The 17,382-nt window shown below is 70.7% G+C and carries 22 protein-coding genes; 16 read left to right on the top strand and 6 right to left on the bottom strand.

The genetic code is table 11. The features are described from left to right. Positions 1–15: 15 nt before the first annotated feature. From ACQUS8_RS01815 to ACQUS8_RS01780, 8 genes are all read left to right on the top strand, one after another. A complete protein-coding gene (locus ACQUS8_RS01815; RefSeq protein WP_435096057.1) occupies positions 16–315 on the top strand; it encodes a DUF5779 family protein in 300 nt (99 codons plus the stop codon). 49 nt (positions 316–364) lie between these two features. Further along, positions 365–1,468 (top strand): AI-2E family transporter, encoded by a 1,104-nt coding sequence (locus ACQUS8_RS01810; RefSeq protein ID WP_435096054.1) that lies wholly within the window; start codon positions 365–367, stop codon positions 1,466–1,468. Between the two features lie 61 nt (positions 1,469–1,529). Further along, positions 1,530–1,730 (top strand): hypothetical protein, encoded by a 201-nt coding sequence (locus ACQUS8_RS01805; protein WP_435096051.1) that lies wholly within the window; start codon positions 1,530–1,532, stop codon positions 1,728–1,730. Between the two features lie 56 nt (positions 1,731–1,786). Then, positions 1,787–2,722 carry a 1,4-dihydroxy-2-naphthoate polyprenyltransferase gene (locus ACQUS8_RS01800; RefSeq protein WP_435096048.1) on the top strand — a complete coding sequence of 312 codons (936 nt, stop codon included), beginning with the start codon at positions 1,787–1,789 and terminating at the stop codon, positions 2,720–2,722. Continuing rightward, the gene (locus tag ACQUS8_RS01795) at positions 2,719–3,738 is read left to right on the top strand and encodes a mandelate racemase/muconate lactonizing enzyme family protein (protein WP_435096045.1); all 1,020 of its coding nucleotides are present in this window, start codon (positions 2,719–2,721) and stop codon (positions 3,736–3,738) included. Before ACQUS8_RS01800 ends, ACQUS8_RS01795 begins: the two co-directional genes overlap by 4 nt. Then, positions 3,738–5,231, top strand: coding sequence for an o-succinylbenzoate--CoA ligase (gene menE, locus ACQUS8_RS01790; RefSeq protein WP_435096042.1), 1,494 nt, complete (start codon positions 3,738–3,740; stop codon positions 5,229–5,231). The genes ACQUS8_RS01795 and menE overlap by 1 nt, the downstream gene beginning before the upstream one ends. 2 nt (positions 5,232–5,233) lie before the next feature. Then, a complete protein-coding gene (locus tag ACQUS8_RS01785) occupies positions 5,234–5,932 on the top strand; it encodes an NRDE family protein (RefSeq protein ID WP_435096039.1) in 699 nt (232 codons plus the stop codon). Positions 5,933–6,028: 96 nt separating this feature from the next. Next, positions 6,029–6,409 carry a helix-turn-helix transcriptional regulator gene (locus tag ACQUS8_RS01780; RefSeq protein ID WP_435096036.1) on the top strand — a complete coding sequence of 127 codons (381 nt, stop codon included), beginning with the start codon at positions 6,029–6,031 and terminating at the stop codon, positions 6,407–6,409. Between the two features lie 90 nt (positions 6,410–6,499). On the opposite strand, the gene gatA is transcribed toward ACQUS8_RS01780, so the two are convergent. Together gatA and gatC are read right to left on the bottom strand one after the other, a co-directional pair. Continuing rightward, positions 6,500–7,774 (bottom strand): Asp-tRNA(Asn)/Glu-tRNA(Gln) amidotransferase subunit GatA, encoded by a 1,275-nt coding sequence (gene gatA / locus ACQUS8_RS01775; protein WP_435096033.1) that lies wholly within the window; start codon positions 7,772–7,774, stop codon positions 6,500–6,502. Then, positions 7,775–8,053, bottom strand: coding sequence for an Asp-tRNA(Asn)/Glu-tRNA(Gln) amidotransferase subunit GatC (gene gatC, locus ACQUS8_RS01770; protein ID WP_435096030.1), 279 nt, complete (start codon positions 8,051–8,053; stop codon positions 7,775–7,777). A gap of 199 nt (positions 8,054–8,252) precedes the next feature. Here gatC and ACQUS8_RS01765 point away from each other — a divergent pair, with 199 nt between their 5' ends. Both ACQUS8_RS01765 and ACQUS8_RS01760 read left to right on the top strand, forming a co-directional pair. Next, positions 8,253–9,236: a transcription initiation factor IIB gene (locus ACQUS8_RS01765; protein ID WP_435096027.1), complete on the top strand. Its 984-nt coding sequence runs from the start codon at positions 8,253–8,255 to the stop codon at positions 9,234–9,236. Between the two features lie 58 nt (positions 9,237–9,294). After that, positions 9,295–9,762, top strand: coding sequence for an NUDIX hydrolase (locus ACQUS8_RS01760; RefSeq protein WP_435096024.1), 468 nt, complete (start codon positions 9,295–9,297; stop codon positions 9,760–9,762). Here ACQUS8_RS01760 and ACQUS8_RS01755 read toward each other — a convergent pair. Continuing rightward, positions 9,759–10,535 (bottom strand): SDR family oxidoreductase, encoded by a 777-nt coding sequence (locus tag ACQUS8_RS01755; protein ID WP_435096021.1) that lies wholly within the window; start codon positions 10,533–10,535, stop codon positions 9,759–9,761. The two genes, ACQUS8_RS01760 and ACQUS8_RS01755, sit on opposite strands and share 4 nt — an antisense overlap. 48 nt (positions 10,536–10,583) lie before the next feature. Next, positions 10,584–11,267: a PHP domain-containing protein gene (locus ACQUS8_RS01750; RefSeq protein ID WP_435096018.1), complete on the bottom strand. Its 684-nt coding sequence runs from the start codon at positions 11,265–11,267 to the stop codon at positions 10,584–10,586. A gap of 121 nt (positions 11,268–11,388) precedes the next feature. Between ACQUS8_RS01750 and ACQUS8_RS01745 the strand changes: the two genes are divergently transcribed. The 3 genes from ACQUS8_RS01745 (at position 11,389) to ACQUS8_RS01735 (ending at position 14,805) form a co-directional block, all read left to right on the top strand. Continuing rightward, the gene (locus ACQUS8_RS01745; RefSeq protein WP_435096015.1) at positions 11,389–12,147 is read left to right on the top strand and encodes an HpcH/HpaI aldolase family protein; all 759 of its coding nucleotides are present in this window, start codon (positions 11,389–11,391) and stop codon (positions 12,145–12,147) included. Between the two features lie 107 nt (positions 12,148–12,254). Then, positions 12,255–14,399 carry a phosphoribosylformylglycinamidine synthase subunit PurL gene (gene purL / locus ACQUS8_RS01740; RefSeq protein WP_435096012.1) on the top strand — a complete coding sequence of 715 codons (2,145 nt, stop codon included), beginning with the start codon at positions 12,255–12,257 and terminating at the stop codon, positions 14,397–14,399. A 40-nt stretch (positions 14,400–14,439) separates the two neighbouring features. After that, complete coding sequence (locus ACQUS8_RS01735; RefSeq protein ID WP_435096009.1) at positions 14,440–14,805, top strand: hypothetical protein; 366 nt, start codon at positions 14,440–14,442, stop codon at positions 14,803–14,805. On the opposite strand, the gene ACQUS8_RS01730 is transcribed toward ACQUS8_RS01735, so the two are convergent. Beyond that, positions 14,789–14,923 (bottom strand): DUF7550 family protein, encoded by a 135-nt coding sequence (locus ACQUS8_RS01730; protein ID WP_435096006.1) that lies wholly within the window; start codon positions 14,921–14,923, stop codon positions 14,789–14,791. The two genes, ACQUS8_RS01735 and ACQUS8_RS01730, sit on opposite strands and share 17 nt — an antisense overlap. Positions 14,924–15,006: 83 nt before the next feature. On the opposite strand from ACQUS8_RS01730, the gene ACQUS8_RS01725 reads away from it, so the two are divergent. The 3 genes from ACQUS8_RS01725 to ACQUS8_RS01715 all read left to right on the top strand — a co-directional run bounded on the left by ACQUS8_RS01725 (position 15,007) and on the right by ACQUS8_RS01715 (position 17,024). Then, positions 15,007–15,711, top strand: coding sequence for a twin-arginine translocation signal domain-containing protein (locus ACQUS8_RS01725; RefSeq protein WP_435096003.1), 705 nt, complete (start codon positions 15,007–15,009; stop codon positions 15,709–15,711). Between the two features lie 68 nt (positions 15,712–15,779). After that, a complete protein-coding gene (hisF, locus tag ACQUS8_RS01720) occupies positions 15,780–16,592 on the top strand; it encodes an imidazole glycerol phosphate synthase subunit HisF (RefSeq protein ID WP_435096000.1) in 813 nt (270 codons plus the stop codon). A 126-nt stretch (positions 16,593–16,718) separates the two neighbouring features. Beyond that, complete coding sequence (locus ACQUS8_RS01715; RefSeq protein ID WP_435095997.1) at positions 16,719–17,024, top strand: hypothetical protein; 306 nt, start codon at positions 16,719–16,721, stop codon at positions 17,022–17,024. On the opposite strand, the gene ACQUS8_RS01710 is transcribed toward ACQUS8_RS01715, so the two are convergent. Next, entirely contained in the window at positions 17,017–17,298 is a 282-nt protein-coding gene (locus ACQUS8_RS01710; protein WP_435095994.1) for a DNA-directed RNA polymerase subunit L, read from the bottom strand. The two genes, ACQUS8_RS01715 and ACQUS8_RS01710, sit on opposite strands and share 8 nt — an antisense overlap. Positions 17,299–17,382 lie beyond the last annotated feature (84 nt).

The following is a 17,382-nucleotide window of genomic DNA, read 5'->3' as shown; positions in this document are numbered from 1 at the left end:
CGCGCGAACGGAGGTATGAGCGACGGCTTCAGCCTCGATTTGCGGAACGCCGAGGAGCAGATAGAGGAGTGGGAGGCCGAGGACGGCGTCGAGGGCGTCGTGCTCGGCGTCCTCGATGGCGAGACGCCGGACGAGGAGTGGCTCGAAGAACTCGCCGCGGGGAAGGTCCTCGTCCTCGCCGTGCAGGGCGAGTTGAACGAACTCGCCGCGGGGTTCGCCGCACCCGCGAAGGAGGCCGGCGCGACGCTGATGCACTTCCGGGACTTCCTCGTCGTCGCGCCCGCGGGCGTTTCGCTCGACACCTCGCGCCTGTAGTCGGGCCGACGTCCGTACTTTTACCCGGGAGCGCCGCGACGCCGCGTTCATGAACGAGAAGCGACTCGTCGTCGCCTGCTTCGGCCTCCTCGTCGCCACGGTTCTCGGCTTCCTCGCCTACCAGTTCATCGCGCCGCTCACCGTCTCCGTCTTCCTCTACTACTCGACGCGGCGCTACCACAAGTCGCTGCGCCGCCTCCACCTCCCGTCGCGCGTGCGGGCCGTCGTCGTCCTGGCGTCGCTCGCCGTCCCGCTCGTCCTCCTCGTCAGTTACGCCGTCGTCCTCCTCGCCGTCGAGGCGCGCCACTTCGCCGCCCAGTACCAACTCGTCGAACTCGCCTCGCAGAACCTCGCGTGGTTCGGGGGTGTCGAGCGAATTCCCGAGTTCACGCCCCACGGCCTCTACGAGGCGTATCAGGCGGGCGAGCTTGACCCCTTCATCGACTTCGCGTCGGCGCGCGCGTCCTTCCTGACGACGCTCGTCTCGAACTTCTTCCTCAACCTCTTCGTCGTCGTCATCGTCACCTACTACCTGCTCGTCGACGGCGACCGCATCCGCTCGTGGCTCCTGCGCTTCGACGACGACGCCATCCTCCGCGAGTACCTCGAGGCGGTCGACGAGGAACTCGAGGCCGTCCTCTTCGGGAACCTCCTGAACGTCATCGCCATCGCGCTCATCGCCATCACGGCGTTTCAGGCGTACAACGTCGTCGCGCCCGCGGCCGTCGAGGTGCCGTACCCGACGCTCGTCGGCACGCTCACCGGCATCGCGAGCCTGATTCCGGTCGTCGGCATGAAGGTCGTCTACCTCCCGGTGGCGGCCATCACCGCGCTCCCGGTCGTCCTCGGCGGCGACACCTCGCTGCTCATCTACGTCGCGGGCTTCCTCGCCGTCGCCGTCGTCATCGTCGACACCATCCCCGACATCGTGTTGCGGCCCATCCTCAGCGGCGAGAACACGCACGTCGGCCTCCTCATGCTCGCGTACACCCTCGGGCCGGTCGTCCTCGGGTTCTACGGGCTCTTCTTCGCGCCCATCGCGCTCGTCGTCGGCTTGACGTTCGCGAACACCGCGCTGCCACGACTGCTCGGCGCGGACACTGAACCGGAACCCGGACTCCCGGACGACCAGCGACGACTTGATGAGTTCTGAGCGGGGCGACGACGCCGCGGGCCGGCCGAACGTTCTTCCGTCCCGGGGCGGTACTGTGGGTATGTCGCTTCTCTTCGCCGCCGGACTCGAATTCTCACGGCTCGTCGAGTTCGTCCAGGAGTACCGCGTGCTGGTCGGCGCGCTCGCCCTCGCCGCCGGCGTCGCCGTCGTGAGCGCGCGCCTCCGGGCCCGCTCCGAGGACGGCTACGAGGTGCCCACGGAGGAGGAACTCATCAAAATGGCGGAGGAACACGAGCAGTAACCGGACCCCCTCGGCGATTCGCCCCTCTTTTTGCGTTTGCCCTCGAACGCTCGGGTATGAGTGACGTAGCGGACGTTTCCCGGGGGCGAGCGTGGCTGATGGCGGCTCGGCCGCACACGCTGCCCGCCGGGATCTCGCCGGTCGTCGTCGGTGTCGGATTGGCGCTCGCGGAGGGGGTGTTCGCGCCGCTCCCGGCGCTCGCCGCCCTCGTGGGCGCGCTCCTCATTCAGGTCGGCGCGAACTTCGCGAACGACTACTACGACGCGATGAAGGGCGCGGACACCGAGGAGCGCGAGGGGTTCACGCGCGTGACGCAGGCCGGCCTCATCGAGCCGTCGTCGGTGAAGCGCGCGATGTACGGCTCCTTCCTCGCCGCGATGGTCGTCGGCCTCTACCTCGTCTACATCGGTGGCCTCCCGATTCTCGTCGTCGGCCTCCTCAGCATCGCCGCCGGCATCGCCTACACGGGCGGGCCGTTCCCCTTCGGCTACCACGGCCTCGGCGACGTCTTCGTCTTCCTCTTCTTCGGCGTCGTCGCCGTCGTCGGCACCTTCTACGTGCAGGCGGCGTCCTACGCTGCGGCGCTCCCGCTGACGCCGCCGCCGGGCACCCTCCCGCTCGTCGCCGTCGTCGCGTCCGTCGGCGTCGCCGCCATCTCCACGAACATCCTCGTCGTGAACAACCTCCGGGACATCGAGACGGACCGGAAGGCCGGCAAGTACACGCTCGCCGTCCGCATCGGCCAGACGGGAACGCGCGCCGAGTACGTCGCGCTCTACGCCCTCGCCTACCTCGTCCCGCTCTGGCTTCTCACCCGGCCGGGCTTCGGCCTGCCCGTCCTTCTGCCCCTGCTCTCACTCCCGCTCGCCGTCTCGGTGACGCGGACGGTGCTCGCGCACGACGACGCCGACCACCTCGACCCGGCGCTCACGCGGACCGGCCAGACGCTCGCGCTCTACTCCGCGCTGTTCGCCGTCGGCCTCGCGCTGTGAAGGTCGAGCCGTACGCGCTCGCCCTCGAATCGCCGCTCACGACCGCCCACGACACGATTACGGAGCGCCGGGGCTTCCTCGTCACCGTCGAGCACGCGGGCGTCACGGGCATCGGCGAGGCCGCACCCCTCCCCGACTGGACGGAGGACTACGAGACGTGTCGCGACGCGCTCGCGGACGCGAGCGAGGCGTCCGGCCGCGCGGGCGCGCTCTCCCTGCTCGCCGACGCGCCGGCGGCGCGCCACGCCGTCTCTCTCGCCTACCGTGACGCCGACGCGCGCGCACAGGGCGTCCCGCTCTACCGGCATTTCGCGGGCGACGACGCCGTCGATGCGATTCCGGTGAACGCCACGGTCGGCGACGCGTCACCCGCGGCGACCGCGGCGGCCGTCCGTGAGGCCGTCGACGCGGGCTTCGACTGCGTGAAGGTGAAGGTCGGGGTACGACGCCTCGAGGTCGACGTCGAACGCCTCCGCGCCGTCCGCGAGGCCGCGCCCGACGTCACCCTGCGCGTCGACGCGAACGAGGCGTGGGAGCGCTCGACGGCACGGCGCGCGCTCGAAGCGCTCGCCGACCTCGACGTGGCGCTCGTCGAACAACCGCTCGCCGCCTCGGACTTGGCGGGGCACGCGGCGCTCCGCGGACGCGGCGTCGACGTCGCGCTCGACGAATCCGTCGCGGCCTACGGCCTCGACGCGGCGCTGGACGCGGACGCCGCCGACGCCGTGGTGTTGAAGCCGATGGCGCTCGGCGGTCCCGACCGCACCGTCGACGCCGGGCGGCGCGCACGCGCGGCGGGCGTCTCGCCCATCGTCACGACGACGTTCGACGCCGTCCACGCGCGGACGGCCGCCGTCCACGCTGCCGCGGCGCTCGCCCCGCTCTCGGCGTGCGGGCTCGCGACGGCGGACGCCCTCGCCGAGGACCTCGCCCCCGACCCCGCGCCCGTCGAACGCGGGCGCATCGCCGTCCCACAGGGAAAGGGCAATGGCGTCCCCACGCCTCTCGGGGAGTGATGCGCGACATCCTCGCCACGCGAGCGCGGACGTCCCCGGACGTGACCGCGCTCGTCGACGACGAACACGGCCGCGAGTGGACGTACGCGGACCTCGACGCGGCCGTCGAGACGACCGCCGGCCGCCTCGCCGCCCTCGGCGTGACGCGCGGCGACCACGTCGGCGTCCTGATGGAGACGCGTCCGGCGTTCGTGCGCCTCGCGTTCGCGCTCCAGCGGCTCGGCGCGGTGCTCGTGCCGCTGAACGCCCGTCTCGCTCCCGCCGAACTGAAGTTCCAGCGCGAGCGCAGCGACCTCATCCTCCTCCTCTGCGACGCCGACACCGAGTCCGACGCCCTCGCCGCCGCTGAGGACGTCCCGGTCGTCACCGTGGACGACCCCGACGACGCCGGCGTCGTCGGCATCGAGTCACACGACGCGGCCGACGTTGCGCCCACCGAGTGGCACCCGGACGACACGCTCGCGCTCATGTTCACTTCCGGGACCACCGGCGACCCGAAACCCGTCGAGTTGACGTTCGGGAACGTCTTCTTCGCCGCCACCGCGAGCGCGTTCACCCTCGGCGTCGTTCCCGGCGACCGGTGGCTCCTCTGCCTCTCGATGTACCACATGGGCGGGCTCTCCGTCCCGCTCCGGTGTGCCGTCTACGGGACGACGTGCGTCCTCCAGCGCGGCTTCGACGCCGACGCGGCCGTCCGCGCGCTCGACGAACACGACTGCGCGGGCGTCTCCGTCGTCCCGACGATGCTCAGGCGGATGCTTCGGGCCGAACGCGACATCCCCGACGACCTGCGCTTCGTCCTCTGCGGGGGTGCGCCGACGCCGCGCGAACTCGTCGCCGCCTGCGAGGAGGACGACGTGCCCGTCCATCCCTCCTACGGGATGACCGAAGCCGCCTCGCAGATTGCGACGGCGCGCCCCGCGGAGGCGTTCGCGAACCCCGGGACCGTCGGCCGCCCGATTTTCGGGACGGAGGTCTCCGTCGTGGACGACGCCGACGACCCCGTCCCGGCCGGCGAGACCGGCGAACTCTGCGTCTCCGGCCCGACAATCACGCCGGGCTACTACGACGCCCCCGAGGCGAACGACGACGCCTTCGGCCCACACGGGCTCTACACGGGCGACGTCGGCTACCGCGACGAGGCGGGCCGGCTCCACGTCCTCAACCGACGCTCCGACCGCATCATCACCGGCGGCGAGAACGTCAACCCCGGGACAGTCGCCGACGCGATTCGCACCCACCCGGCCGTCGCGGACGTCGCCGTCGTCGGCGTCAGCGACCCCGAGTGGGGGGAGCGCGTCGCCGCGCTCGTCGTCCCCGAGGCGGACGCGGACCTCTCGCGCGCCGACCTCGAAGCCCACTGGGCGGAGCGCCTCGCCGACTTCGAGCAACCGCGCACCGTCGTCTTCGTGGACGCCCTCCCGCGCACGCCCTCCGGGACGGTGGACCGTGCAGCCGCCCGCGAGCGCGTCGCACAAGCTGAGGAGGAGTAGTCATGTGTACGCTCGCGCTCGCGTGGCGAGTCTACGACGACGCGCCAATCGTCGCCGCAGCGAACCGCGACGAAGCCCTCGGCCGACCGTCGACGCCGCCCGCCGTCACCGGCGACGACCCGCGCGTGCTCGCGCCGCGCGACGAGGAAGCCGGCGGGACGTGGACCGGCGTCACCGACACCGGCCTCTACGTCGCCGTCACGAACCGCTGGAGCGACCTGACGGGCGAACGCTCTCGCGGGTTGCTCGTCGACGACGCCCTCCGCGCCGGCGACGCCGCGGCCGCACGTGACACCGTCGAGCGCGAGGTCGCGGCGCGCGACTACGCCGGCTTCAACCTCGTCGTCGCGGACGCCGAGGACGCCTTCCTCCTCCGGTGGGACGGCGACCTCACCAGCGAGGCACTCAGCCCTGGCGTCCACGTCGCCACGACCACCGGCGCGCCCGACGCCGAGGGTCGTAAGTGCCGCGTCCACGAGGCGCTCACCGACCGCCGCCCACGCACTGCCGCGGGGTTCCGCGGGCGCGCCAAGCGCGTGCTCGCCAACCACGACGTCCGCGCGTGCCTCCACGGCCACGGCTACGGCACGCGCTCCTCGACGATCGTCACCGTCGGCCGGCGGGGGAGTCGCTACGAGTTCGCGGACGGCCCGCCGTGCCGGACACCGTACCGGGACGCCGGCGGGTTCGCCCGGGAGTGACGGACACCCACTCGGTGGCCAGCGGCCGGCGGCCGACACGCGGAGACACCGCCTTCGACGGTCAACTTTAAACCGCCCGCGCCCGCCCTACCGTGTATGAGCGCCGAATCAGGGGACCTCTCCGAGGACGAGGAGCGTGCACTCGAGTTGGTCCGCGAGCAGGGGAGTATCTACCAGAGCGAGTTCTGGAAGGAGCTCGACGTCTCATCGCGCAAGGGGAGCCGCATCGCGAAGAAGCTCGCCGACAAGGGTCTCGTCGAACGCGAGGACGCCGTCCACGAGGGGAACACCACCTATCTCATCAAGCCCATCATCAAGGAGGAGGACCTCGACTTCTCGCTCCTCATGGCCGGCGACATGCTCTCGCCGTTCGTCGGCGAGGAGGAGGTCGACGCTCGAAGCGACGCCTTCTCGCAGTGGATCATGAACCTCGTCTACGAGGACCCGGTCGTCGGCGAGGACGCGCCCGAGGAGTAACGCGACACGGCGACCGGTCGGACGTCTTCTACGCCGCTTTCGAGTCGGTGAGTGGGACTCGACGCAGTGCCGAGTGCGGCCCGAGACGCCTCAGTCGAGCAGCGCGGCGGCGTCGATGATCTCTTCCTCGCCGAACTTCGGGCCGACGAGCTGGAGGCCGACCGGGAGTCCCTCGTCGGACTCGCCGGCGGGCACGCTGATGGCGGGGAGGTTCGCGAGGTTCACGGGCACCGTGTTGGCGTCCATGAGGTACATCTGGAGGGGGTCCTCGACGCTCTCGCCGAGTTTCGGCGGGAGGACGGGCATCGTCGGCGACGCGAGGACGTCGACGTCCTCGAAGGCCTCCTCGAAGTCCTGACGGACCCACGCGCGGGCCTCCTGGGCCTGCTTGTAGTACTTGTCGTGGTAGCCGGCGGAGAGCGCGTAGGTGCCGAGGAGGATGCGGCGCTTCACCTCGTCGCCGAAGTTCTCGGCGCGCGTCTCGCTGAACACCTCGTTCCAGTTGCCCTCGTACCCGCCGGACTCGCCGTAGCGCACGCCGTCGAAGCGCGCAAGGTTCGAGGAGGCCTCGCTCATCGCGATGACGTAGTAGGCGGCGACGCCGTACTCGACCGACGGGAGGCTGACCTCCTCGACCGTCGCGCCGGCGTCGCGGTACTCGTCAAGGGCGTCCTCGAAGACGGCCTTCACGTCCTCGTCGGCGCCCTCGACGAGTTCGGTGGGGACGCCGATGGTGAGGCCCTCGACGTCGCCGTTCGCGGCGGCCGCATAATCGCTGTCCGCGGCGGCGTCGTGCGTGGTGGCGTCGTGCTCGTCGGGGCCGGCGACGACGTCGAGGAGTTCCGCGGCCTCCTCGACGGTCGGGGCGAGCGGCCCGATCTGTTCGAGGCTGTTCGCGTAGGCGACGAGGCCGTAGCGCGAGACGAGCCCGTAGGTCGGCTTGATGCCGACGACGCCGCAGAAGGCGGCGGGACAGCGCACGGAGCCACCCGTGTCACTGCCGAGCGCGAGGTCGGCTTCGCCGGCGGCGACGGCGGCGGCGGACCCGCCGGAGGACCCGCCCGGAACGCGCTCGTCGTCCACCGGGTTGGTGGTCGCGCCGAACGCGGACGTCTCGGTGGTGGTACCCATCCCGAACTCGTCCATGTTCGCCTTCCCGACGATGGTCGCGCCGGCGTCCTTCAGCCGGGAGACGACGGTGGCGTCGTAGGGCGGGACGTAGTCGGCGAGCATGTCGGAGCCACACGTCGTGGCGACGCCCTCGGTGGAGATGTTGTCCTTGACGGCGACCGTCTTCCCGGCGAGCGGGCCGTCCTCGGCGCCCTCGAGCTCGGTCTCGGTGATGAAGGCGTTGTGCGCGCCCATTTACGACACCTTCGGGCCCTTGAAGAACCCGTCCTCGGTCTCGGGGGCGTTCTCGAGCGCCGCCTCCTGGTCGAGGCTCTCCTCGACCTCGTCGGGGCGCATGACGTTCACGAGCTCCGGCTCCGCCTCCACGTCCGGGACTTCCTCGAGGGCCTCGAAGTAGTCGAGGATATCCCCAAACTGGTCGGCGAAGCGCTCGACTTCCGCCTCGTCGAGGTCGACGCGCGCGAGCTCGGCGACGTGCCGGACCTCCTCGTCGTCGACGGCCGAATCGCTCATACCCGAGTCGTGGGACCCGTGGTCGTCTAAGCGTTTCGAAAGCCCACCCCGCCGCGCAGCGGCGCGCTCGCCGTCTGAAGCCGGCACGGGCCGCCGCGAATTGGTCACCAAGCTTATCCGGCGTCAGTCCGACTCACTAGTGTATCGTCGTCTGTCCGGCAACGGGAACGGAAAGTCGGTCTACGTCTCGACACACATCATGAGTGACTCACGAACACGGGAACGGGAGCGACGGCGGACGGAGTCGGACGAACAGGAGCGCGAACGCGCGAGCGAGGACGAACTCGTCTGCCCGGAGTGTGGCGGCGATCTCGTCAGCGACGAGCAGCACGGGGAGACGGTCTGCTCGGAGTGCGGCCTCGTCGTCGACGAGGACGACATCGATCGGGGCCCCGAGTGGCGCGCGTTCAACAGCCAGGAGAAGGACCAGAAGTCCCGCGTCGGCGCCCCCACGACGAACATGATGCACGACAAGGGGCTCTCGACGAACATCGGCTGGCAGGACAAGGACGCCTACGGCAACTCGCTGTCCGGGCGTCAGCGCCAGAAGATGCAGCGGCTCCGCACCTGGAACGAGCGCTTCCGCACGCGGGACTCGAAGGAGCGGAACCTCAAACAGGCGCTCGGCGAAATCGAGCGTATGAGCTCCGCCCTCGGCCTCCCGAAGAACGTCCGGGAGACGGCGTCGGTCATCTACCGTCGCGCGCTCAACGAGGACCTCCTCCCCGGGCGCTCCATTGAGGGCGTCGCCACCGCCTCCCTCTACGCCGCCGCACGGCAGGCCGGCAACCCGCGCAGCCTCGATGAGGTGACGAGCGTCTCGCGGGTCGACAAGGACGAGATCGCCCGGACGTACCGCTACGTCGTCCGCGAGCTCAAACTCGAGGTCGCACCCGCCGACCCGACGAGCTACGTGCCGCGCTTCGTCAGCGACCTCGAACTCTCCGACGAAGTCGAGCGTCAGGCCCGCCAGCTCCTCGAGTCCGCGAAGGAGAAGGGTATCTACTCGGGGAAGTCGCCGGTCGGCCTCGCGGCTGCCGCCGTCTACGCGGCCGGCCTCCTGACGAACGACCGCGTGACGCAGAACCAGGTGAGCGAGGTGGCGAACATCTCCGAGGTCACCATCCGCAACCGCTACCACGAACTTCTCGAGGCGCAGGACGACGTCCCCGTCGAGGCCTGATTCTTTCCCGTCGCCGGACTCCGACAGACGTTAGGCGCTCGTGGCTGCCCCCGTAGGTATGGAGACGACCCGACACTACACCGCGACCACCTACATTGTCTGTGACGGCGCGACCGCGCTCCACGAGCACGACCGCCTCGGCCTCTGGCTGCCGCCGGGCGGCCACGTCGAGCGCGACGAACTGCCACACCACGCCGCCGAGCGTGAGGTCCGCGAGGAGACCGGCCTGGAACCGACGCTCCTCCTCGAGGAACCCGACATCGAGACCGGCGTCGTGCGCTCGCTGCCCCAGCCCGCGCACTTCCTGCTGGAGGACATCCACGAGTACGAGGGCGGCGAGGTCGGCCACCAGCACGTCGACTTCGTCTACTTCGCGGAAGTGGACTCGCGCGACATCTCGCCGCAGGGTGACGAGCGCGACGCCGCCCACTGGGAGTGGTTCACGCCCGCGGACCTCGCGGAGGCGGACCTCGGCGCGGAAGTCGTCGAAATCGGTCTCGAGGCCATCGAGACCGTCGAGGACTAGGTGCCGTTCGTCAGGCCGCCGTCGACGACGAGGCTCTCGCCGTTGACGTAGGAGGCCATGTCGCTCGCGAGGTAGAGCGCGGCGTCCGCGACGTCGTCCGGGCGGCCGAAGCGCCGCGACGGAATCGTCTCGCGGAACTCCGCGCCCGTCTCGCCGCCGGTGAGGGGGACGTCCTCGCTCGTCATCTCCGTCTGGATGATGCCGGGGTGGATGGCGTTCACGCGAATCCCCTCGGGGCCGAGTTCGGCGGCGAGCGCGTACGTCAGGAGTCGCACCGCACCCTTCGTCATGCAGTAGGTGGCGAAGCCCGCGCTCCCGGTGAGGCCGGCGACGCTCGACATGTTGATGACGGTTCCTCCGTCGTTTTCGAGCATCTTCTGCGCGGCGTACTGCGCGCCGAAGAACACGCCCTTCACGTTCACGTCCATCATCCAGTCGAAGTCCGCCTCTTCGACCTCGGTGAACGACTGCTGGCGGAAGACGCCCGCGTTGTTCACCATGACGTCCACGCCGCCGAAGGCGTCCGCGGCGTCCACGGCCGTCTCGATGTCCTCGAGGTTCGAGACGTCGCAGTGGACGTAGGTGGCGTCGACGCCGTAGTCCGCAGTGACGAGTTCGTGGGTCGGCGTCCCGCCCTCGCGCGGCTCCTCCTGAACGTCCGCGACGACGACCCGCGCGCCCTCCTCGGCGAACGTCTCGGCGACGTGGCGTCCGATACCGCTCGACCCGCCGGTGATGACGGCAGTCTCACCCTCGAGTAGTGGTCCGGGCATACTCGTGGCGTCGCACGCGACGCCCGTAACTGTTGTCGCGGCCCGGCCTCAGAAGAACTCGCGCAGGCGGTTCTTGACGCGGCGTTTCGCGCCGCCGGCGGCTTGCCGGAAGCTGATACGCCACGGCGTCCGCTGGCCCTCGACGCTCGTCCGGCCGGCGCGAATCGCGTCCAGGATGTGTTGGAGGTCGCGTTCCTCGGCGTCGACGCGCGTGACGGCCTGCCCGACCATCTCGGCGATGTGGGCGTCCGACCCCGCGGTCATCGGGAGGTCGTGGTCGCGGGCGAAGCGCTCGGCCTGCCGGTTCGCGCGACCCGTGAGGAGTCGGGAGTTGTAGACTTCGACGGCGTCCGCGGACGCGAGCGCCTCGCGGGTGACGTTCGCGGCGACGCCGCTCCGGGACTCCTGGAAGGGATGGGGGACGACGGCGATGCCGCCGGCATCGCGAATCAGGTCGAGCGTCGCCTCGAAGGGCCGACCCGCCGGCACGGGTTCCTCGATGCCGAGCGCGAGGACGTGGCCGGCGGCACTCGTCACCTCCATGCCCGGGATGCCCACGAGGCCGTAGTCGGGGGCGAGTTCGGCGGCGCGGGCGCTGGCCTCGTACTCGTCGTGGTCGGTCACGGCGAGGGCGTCCAGTCCGACGGCGGCGGCCTGCTCGAGGAGCATCTCGATCGGGTCGCGGCCGTCATAGGAGAGTGACGAGTGAGTGTGGAGCTCGACCGACAGCACGACTCGCTCTTGTGCGGGCCTCGGCAAAAACACCACGGTCCGGCCCGGACGGCCGCGTCGCGGCCGTCGCGGCGTGCGATGGCCACCGACTGCTAAGAGCCTCGGGGGCGTACCCCGTCGCATGACCTCGCTCAGAGACGACTTCCGTGCGAGAGAACCCGTCGTCGGCGGCTGGGTGTCGGTGCCGCATCCCGCCGTCGCCGAACTGCTGGGGTCGCTGACGTACGACTTCCTCGTGCTCGACGGCGAACACGGCGAGGCGACCCACCAGGACCTCGCGGACATGGTGCGCGCCGTGGACGGGACGCGCGCGCCGACCCGACCGCTCGTCCGCGTCTCCGGTGCCGACGGCGTCGAACTCCAGCGTGTGCTGAACCTCGGGCCGGCGGGCGTGATGGTGCCCGAAGTCGAGACGGCTGCGGAGGCCGAAGCCGTCGTGGACGCCTGCCAGTACCGCCCACGGGGGTCGCGCGGCGTCGCGGGCGCCCGCGCGAACGACTACGGCGCGGACCTCGACCGGCAGGTGACCTCCGGCACGGACGTCGCCGTCGTCGTCCAGATCGAGACGGAGGCCGGCGTCGAGAACGCGGACGCCATCGCGGCCGTCGAGGGCGTGGACGCCGTCTTCCTCGGGCCGAACGACCTCTCGGCGGACCTCGGTGTGTACGGCGAGTACGAGAGCGGCGTCTTCACCGCGGCGGTCGAAGCGGTCGTCGGCGCGGGCGAGCGCGAGGAGACGGCGGTCGGGACGCTCGCGGGCGACCCCGACACCGTCACGGAACGCCAGAAGTGGGGCGTGGACTTCGTCGTCGCCGGCACGGACACCTCGATGCTCGCCGACGGCGCGCGGGCCTGCCTCGACGCCGCCAACGGGAACTGAGTGGACGGCGGCGGGGTGGTCGCGGTCCGCGTCCGCCGTCACCCCTGTTTAGTCACGAACGTGCATATAGAAACGCATAAACCCGGCCCGACGAACCATGAAGGTGAATGACTCTCGCCGAGTCGGACCGCGAACGCGTCGTCGGGGAGCTGGGCCGGGACCCGACGCGCGCCGAGGCCGCGCTGTTCGAGAACCTCTGGAGCGAGCACTGCGCCTATCGCTCCTCGCTACCGCTGCTCTCCGCCTTCGACTCGGAGAGCGAGGACGTCGTCATCGGGCCCGGTGACGACGCCGCCGTCGTCGACGTCGGCGACGGCCTCTACGCCACCTTCGGCGTCGAGTCGCACAACCACCCCTCCTACGTCGACCCGTTCGACGGCGCCGCGACGGGCGTCGGCGGCATCGTCCGAGACACCCTCTCGATGGGGGCGTACCCGGTCGCGCTCGCGGACTGCCTCTACTTCGGGGACTTTGAGCGCGAACACTCGCGCTACCTCCTCGAGGGCGTCGTCGAGGGCATCAGCCACTACGGGAACGCCATCGGCGTCCCCACCGTCACCGGGAGCACGGCGTTCCACCAGGGCTACGAGGGCAACCCGCTCGTGAACGTCGCCTGCGTCGGCCTCCTCAGCCCCGACCGCCTCGTCACCGCGGAAGCCCAGCGCCCCGGCAACCGCCTCGTCCTCGTCGGGAACGCGACCGGCCGCGACGGTCTCGGTGGTGCGTCCTTCGCCTCCGAGGACCTCGCCGAGGACGCCGAGACCGAGGACCGGCCCGCGGTGCAGGTCGGCGACCCCTACGCCGAGAAGCGACTCATCGAGGCGAACGAAGAACTCGTCGACGCCGGCCTCGTCGTCTCCGCGCGCGACCTCGGCGCCGCCGGCCTCGGCGGGGCGTCCTGCGAACTCGTCGCGAAGGGCCACCTCGGCTGCGACATCACGCTCGACGACGTCCACCAGCGCGAACCCGGGATGAACGAGACCGAAATCCTCCTCGCCGAGTCCCAGGAGCGCATGGTCTACGAGGTCGCGCCCGGGAACGTCGAGGCCGTCGAGGCCATCGCCGAGAAGTACGACCTCGGCTGCTCGGACATCGGCGAAATCACCTCGGACGGCCGCTACGTCTGCGAGTTCGAGGGCGACGTCGTCGTCGACGCGCCCGCGGAATTCCTCGCGGACGGCGCGCCCCTCAACGACCTGCCGAAGGGCGAACCCGAGACGCCCGAGACGGACTACGACCTCCCGTCGCTCGCGGAGGCCTTCGAGTCCGTCGTCGCCAGCCCGAACGCCGCCTCAAAGCGCTGGGTCTACCGCCAGTACGACCACGAGGTCGGCGCGCGGACCGCCGTCCGACCCGGCGAGGACGGCGCCGTCATCGCGCTCCACGAGGCCGTCGAAGGGAGTGCCGCGCCCGAAGTGACGGGCGTGCCCGGCATCGCGCTCGCCGCGGGCGCGAACCCGAACTGGACGGCCTGTGAGCCCTACGCGGGCGCGTACGCCACCGCCGTCGAGAACGCGACGAACCTCGCGGCGGTCGGCGCGACGCCCGTCGCCGCCGTCGACTGCCTCAACGGCGGGAATCCCGAGAAACCCGACGTCTACGGTGGCTTCGCCGCCGTGGTCGACGGCCTCGCGGACGGCTGCCGCGACCTTTCTGTTCCTGTGGTCGGCGGGAACGTCTCGCTCTACAACGACTCGAACGCCGGCCCGATTCCGCCGACGCCGACGCTCGCCGTCCTCGGCACCACCGAGGACCTCGACGCGCCTGGGAGCGCGCTCGCCGGCGACGGCACGCTCCTCCTCGTCGGGGGCCACGACGAGTTGCTCGGTGGCTCCGAGCTCCTCGCCGAGTTCGGCGGGAGCGATTCGTTCCCCGCACTCCCCGCGGACGCCGCGGACATCGTGGAGACGCTCGTCGACGTCGCGGGTGACGAGGCGACGACGGCCGTCCACGACGTCAGCGACGGCGGCCTCGCGGTCACACTCGCCGAAGGCCTCACCGGCGACGCGGGCGCGGACGTCTCCGTGCCGTCGCTCGCCGCACTCTTCTCCGAGGCGCCCGGGCGCGCCGTCGTCGAGACGACCAACCCCGACGCCGTGAAGTCGGCGTTCGACGGCGTCGCGGACGTCGTCGAACTCGGCGAGAGTGACAGTTCCGGAACGCTCACCCTCGACGTGGACGGCGACGCCGTCGACTACGACTACGAGGACGTCGCGGCGTTCCGCGAGACCATCGCGGCCGCGATGGACTGACGGGAGCGGACTTTTCCTCCACGCGCCCGAGAAGTCGGACGTGACGCTCTCCATCACGGCGGACGCTGCGGCGCCGCGTCGCTCGCTCGCGTGGACGCTCGGCATCGCGGTGCTCGTCACGGGTTACGTCTACGTCGTCCTCTGGGGCCGGACGCTCCCCGGGTTCACGCTCGCGGCGCTCGCGGTCGGCGTCGCTGGCGGAATCGCGTTCGGCACCCTGCTGGGCTATGCGGAAGTCCGCGAGGAGTTGCCCGCCGCCTCCGGGGCGTGGCTCGTCCTCCTCTGCGCGCTCGCGTTCGGGTTCGTGCTCGGCGCGGACCTCGAACCGTCGGCGTCGCTGGCGCTCCTCGCGGCGGTATGGGCGGACGCGCTCTGCTGTTTCGTCCTCCTCAGAGGCCGAGGCTGAGCGGCAGGGCGTAGGTGAGGAACGCGCCGACGGCGAAGACGACAGCGCCGTAGGCGACCTGCGTCTTCGAGTAGGACTGCATCGGCGACGTCGTGCGGCCCTCGTGTGTCGTGTCCATACGCGGGTAGGCGGCGAGGAGGCACTTTCCGCTTTCGGAGTGCCCCACAAGACGTATGCCGGACTCGACCACGAGACGACACGATGCCCTCCAGCAGACGCCGCTTTCTCGCCGCCGCGGGTGCGGCCGCGCTCGCCGGCGTCGCCGGGTGCAGTCAGCCCGATACGCCGACCACGACGGGCGGGACGACCAGCACGACGACTGGCCCGCCACACTCGGCGGACGCCGCGCGCTTCGAGGCGAGTCAGGTGCGGGAGCTGACGGACGAGCACCCGCCGCGCCTCGCCGCGACGCTGACGAACGTCGGCGACGAGGCGTTCACGCTCGTCTGCGGGTTCGCGCCGCCGTTCGCCGTGACGACGATGGAGGCGTCGGCGGGCGACGCCGAACTCTTCTGCTACCCCGTCGGCGAGGACGCGCGCCGGCACGTGCGCGGCGTCGATACCAACCAGACGGACACGTCGACGACGCCCCTCCCGCCGGATGGCAGAGTCGACGGTTGTTGGCGCGTCGTCGGGAGTTTCGCGACGAACGCCATCGCGTACACGCCGACGCTCGCCCCCGACGAGTCCGCGAGCGTCGCCTACGACGTCTACACGTACGGGAGTGACGCGTGCTTCCCGGACGGGGACTACCGCGCGTCGACTGAGGTGTCAGTCAGCGCGGGCACGACGACGGGCGAGCGCACGGCGTCGTGGACGTACGGCGTGACGCTCGCACTCCGTGACGGGTCGGTGTCCGCGGTGACGGCGCGCGACGTGCGCGAAGTCGCACGCACCGACGGGTAACGGCCCGCACCCGCCCGCTGGCTGTCGAGTCGGACACCTTTTCAGGGGGTGGTTTCGTACTACTCGCCATGACTCTCACGAAGCGCGTCATCCCGTGTATCGACGTGGACCTCGACGAGAACGGGGACGCGGCGGTCTACACGGGCGTGAACTTCGAGGACCTCGAGTACACGGGTGACCCCGTCGAGCTCGCGAAGAAGTACAACGAGGCGGGCGCGGACGAGTTTGTCTTCCTCGACATCACGGCGAGCGCGGAGGGCCGCGACACGATGCTGAACGTCGTCGAGAACGTCGCCGACGAGGTGTTCATCCCGCTGACCGTCGGCGGCGGCATCCGGGACACCGACGACATCAAGGAGACGCTGCGCGCCGGCGCGGACAAGGTCTCCATCAACACCGGCGCGCTCCAGCGCCCCGAACTCATCACGGAGGGCGCGCGCGCCTTCGGCAGCCAGTGCATCGTCATCAGCGTCGACGCGCGCCGGCGCTTCGACGAGGCGGGCGAGCACTACGAGCAGGTGGACGGCGAGTCCTGCTGGTTCGAGTGCACCGTGAAGGGCGGCCGCGAGGGCACCGGCGTCGACGTCGTCGAGTGGGCACAGGAGGCCGAGGAGCGCGGCGCGGGCGAACTCTTCGTGAACTCCATCGACAAGGACGGCACGAAGGACGGCTACGACCTCCCGCTGACGGGTGCGGTCTGCGACGCCGTCTCGACGCCGGTTATCGCCTCCTCCGGCTGTGGCGAGCCGGAGCACATGCGCGAGGCGTTCGAGGCCGGCGCGGACGCGGCGCTCGCGGCGTCCATCTTCCACTTCGGCGAGTACACCGTCGAGGAGGTCAAGGAGTACCTCGACGAGAACGGGATTCCGGTCCGTCGCTGAACGCGGGAGCCGCCCTCCCCGAGTCTTTTTGTCAACGAGGTAGACGGTCCGTGTGTGTCTCCACCAGCACGCGATCGGTCAGTCGTACCCGTTCCCCCCGACGGCCCCGGTGACGACCCACCCGCGGTGAGGCGCGCCGTCGGCGTCGACACCGCCCGCTACGTCGAACTCGCCGACGCGGACGCCGAGGAAGCCGCGTTCCTCGTCTGTCGGCGCGTCGAGGGTGAGGGCACGCATCCATCGCTTCCCGAGGCACTCGCCGACCGGCCGGCCGTCGCCGCCGCCCTCGCCTACCTCGGCGACGGCGTCACGACGGTCCGAGTCCGCACGACCACCGTCGACGTCGGCGCGCTCGCGACGGACGCGTCGCTCCCGAGAACGTACGAATACGAGGGAGAACCGCTCCGGTTCGACGTCGACCGGCCTACCTAGCCGCTTCGAACGCCGAGCGGAACTCGCTCATCTGCTCGTCGACGAGCGCCGCGCCCTGTTCGAGACAGTCGATGGGGTCCGCACCCTCGGTCTTCAGCGTGAGGATGGGTTCGGTCTGCCCACCGGACTGCTCGGGGTTTTGGTCGTACGTCGCCGCGGCGACGTCGTCGAGTTCCAGCAGCGCGCCCTTCAGGACGTTCATGAAGGTGTGGTCCTCGCCCGCGATCTCGATAGTCAGCTCTGTGTCCTGCTGTTCGACGACCCGGAGGTCCATACCCGAACTCTGGGTTCTGCGCGGTTTCAACATTGCGGTCCCCCCGCGTCGCCGCGCCGCCGCGCCCCCGACTCGCGGGCGTTT

The organism is Halarchaeum sp. P4 (assembly GCF_051195175.1).
Taxonomy (GTDB): Archaea; Halobacteriota; Halobacteria; order Halobacteriales; family Halobacteriaceae; genus Halarchaeum.
Note: the sequence above shows the minus strand (reverse complement) of the source record. Positions and strands in the feature narration are given on the sequence as shown.

What these genes read in the sequence shown, in the direction of transcription:
- ACQUS8_RS01815 (WP_435096057.1), top strand. Translation starts at nt 16, where the DNA reads ATGAGCGACGGCTTCAGCCTCGATTTGCGGAACGCCGAGGAGCAGATA.
- ACQUS8_RS01810 (WP_435096054.1), top strand. Translation starts at nt 365, where the DNA reads ATGAACGAGAAGCGACTCGTCGTCGCCTGCTTCGGCCTCCTCGTCGCC.
- ACQUS8_RS01805 (WP_435096051.1), top strand. Translation starts at nt 1,530, where the DNA reads ATGTCGCTTCTCTTCGCCGCCGGACTCGAATTCTCACGGCTCGTCGAG.
- ACQUS8_RS01800 (WP_435096048.1), top strand. Translation starts at nt 1,787, where the DNA reads ATGAGTGACGTAGCGGACGTTTCCCGGGGGCGAGCGTGGCTGATGGCG.
- menE (WP_435096042.1), top strand. Translation starts at nt 3,738, where the DNA reads ATGCGCGACATCCTCGCCACGCGAGCGCGGACGTCCCCGGACGTGACC.
- ACQUS8_RS01785 (WP_435096039.1), top strand. Translation starts at nt 5,234, where the DNA reads ATGTGTACGCTCGCGCTCGCGTGGCGAGTCTACGACGACGCGCCAATC.
- ACQUS8_RS01780 (WP_435096036.1), top strand. Translation starts at nt 6,029, where the DNA reads ATGAGCGCCGAATCAGGGGACCTCTCCGAGGACGAGGAGCGTGCACTC.
- gatA (WP_435096033.1), bottom strand. Translation starts at nt 7,774, where the DNA reads ATGGGCGCGCACAACGCCTTCATCACCGAGACCGAGCTCGAGGGCGCC.
- gatC (WP_435096030.1), bottom strand. Translation starts at nt 8,053, where the DNA reads ATGAGCGATTCGGCCGTCGACGACGAGGAGGTCCGGCACGTCGCCGAG.
- ACQUS8_RS01765 (WP_435096027.1), top strand. Translation starts at nt 8,253, where the DNA reads ATGAGTGACTCACGAACACGGGAACGGGAGCGACGGCGGACGGAGTCG.
- ACQUS8_RS01760 (WP_435096024.1), top strand. Translation starts at nt 9,295, where the DNA reads ATGGAGACGACCCGACACTACACCGCGACCACCTACATTGTCTGTGAC.
- ACQUS8_RS01755 (WP_435096021.1), bottom strand. Translation starts at nt 10,535, where the DNA reads ATGCCCGGACCACTACTCGAGGGTGAGACTGCCGTCATCACCGGCGGG.
- ACQUS8_RS01745 (WP_435096015.1), top strand. Translation starts at nt 11,389, where the DNA reads ATGACCTCGCTCAGAGACGACTTCCGTGCGAGAGAACCCGTCGTCGGC.
- purL (WP_435096012.1), top strand. Translation starts at nt 12,255, where the DNA reads ATGACTCTCGCCGAGTCGGACCGCGAACGCGTCGTCGGGGAGCTGGGC.
- ACQUS8_RS01730 (WP_435096006.1), bottom strand. Translation starts at nt 14,923, where the DNA reads ATGGACACGACACACGAGGGCCGCACGACGTCGCCGATGCAGTCCTAC.
- ACQUS8_RS01725 (WP_435096003.1), top strand. Translation starts at nt 15,007, where the DNA reads ATGCCCTCCAGCAGACGCCGCTTTCTCGCCGCCGCGGGTGCGGCCGCG.
- hisF (WP_435096000.1), top strand. Translation starts at nt 15,780, where the DNA reads ATGACTCTCACGAAGCGCGTCATCCCGTGTATCGACGTGGACCTCGAC.
- ACQUS8_RS01710 (WP_435095994.1), bottom strand. Translation starts at nt 17,298, where the DNA reads ATGGACCTCCGGGTCGTCGAACAGCAGGACACAGAGCTGACTATCGAG.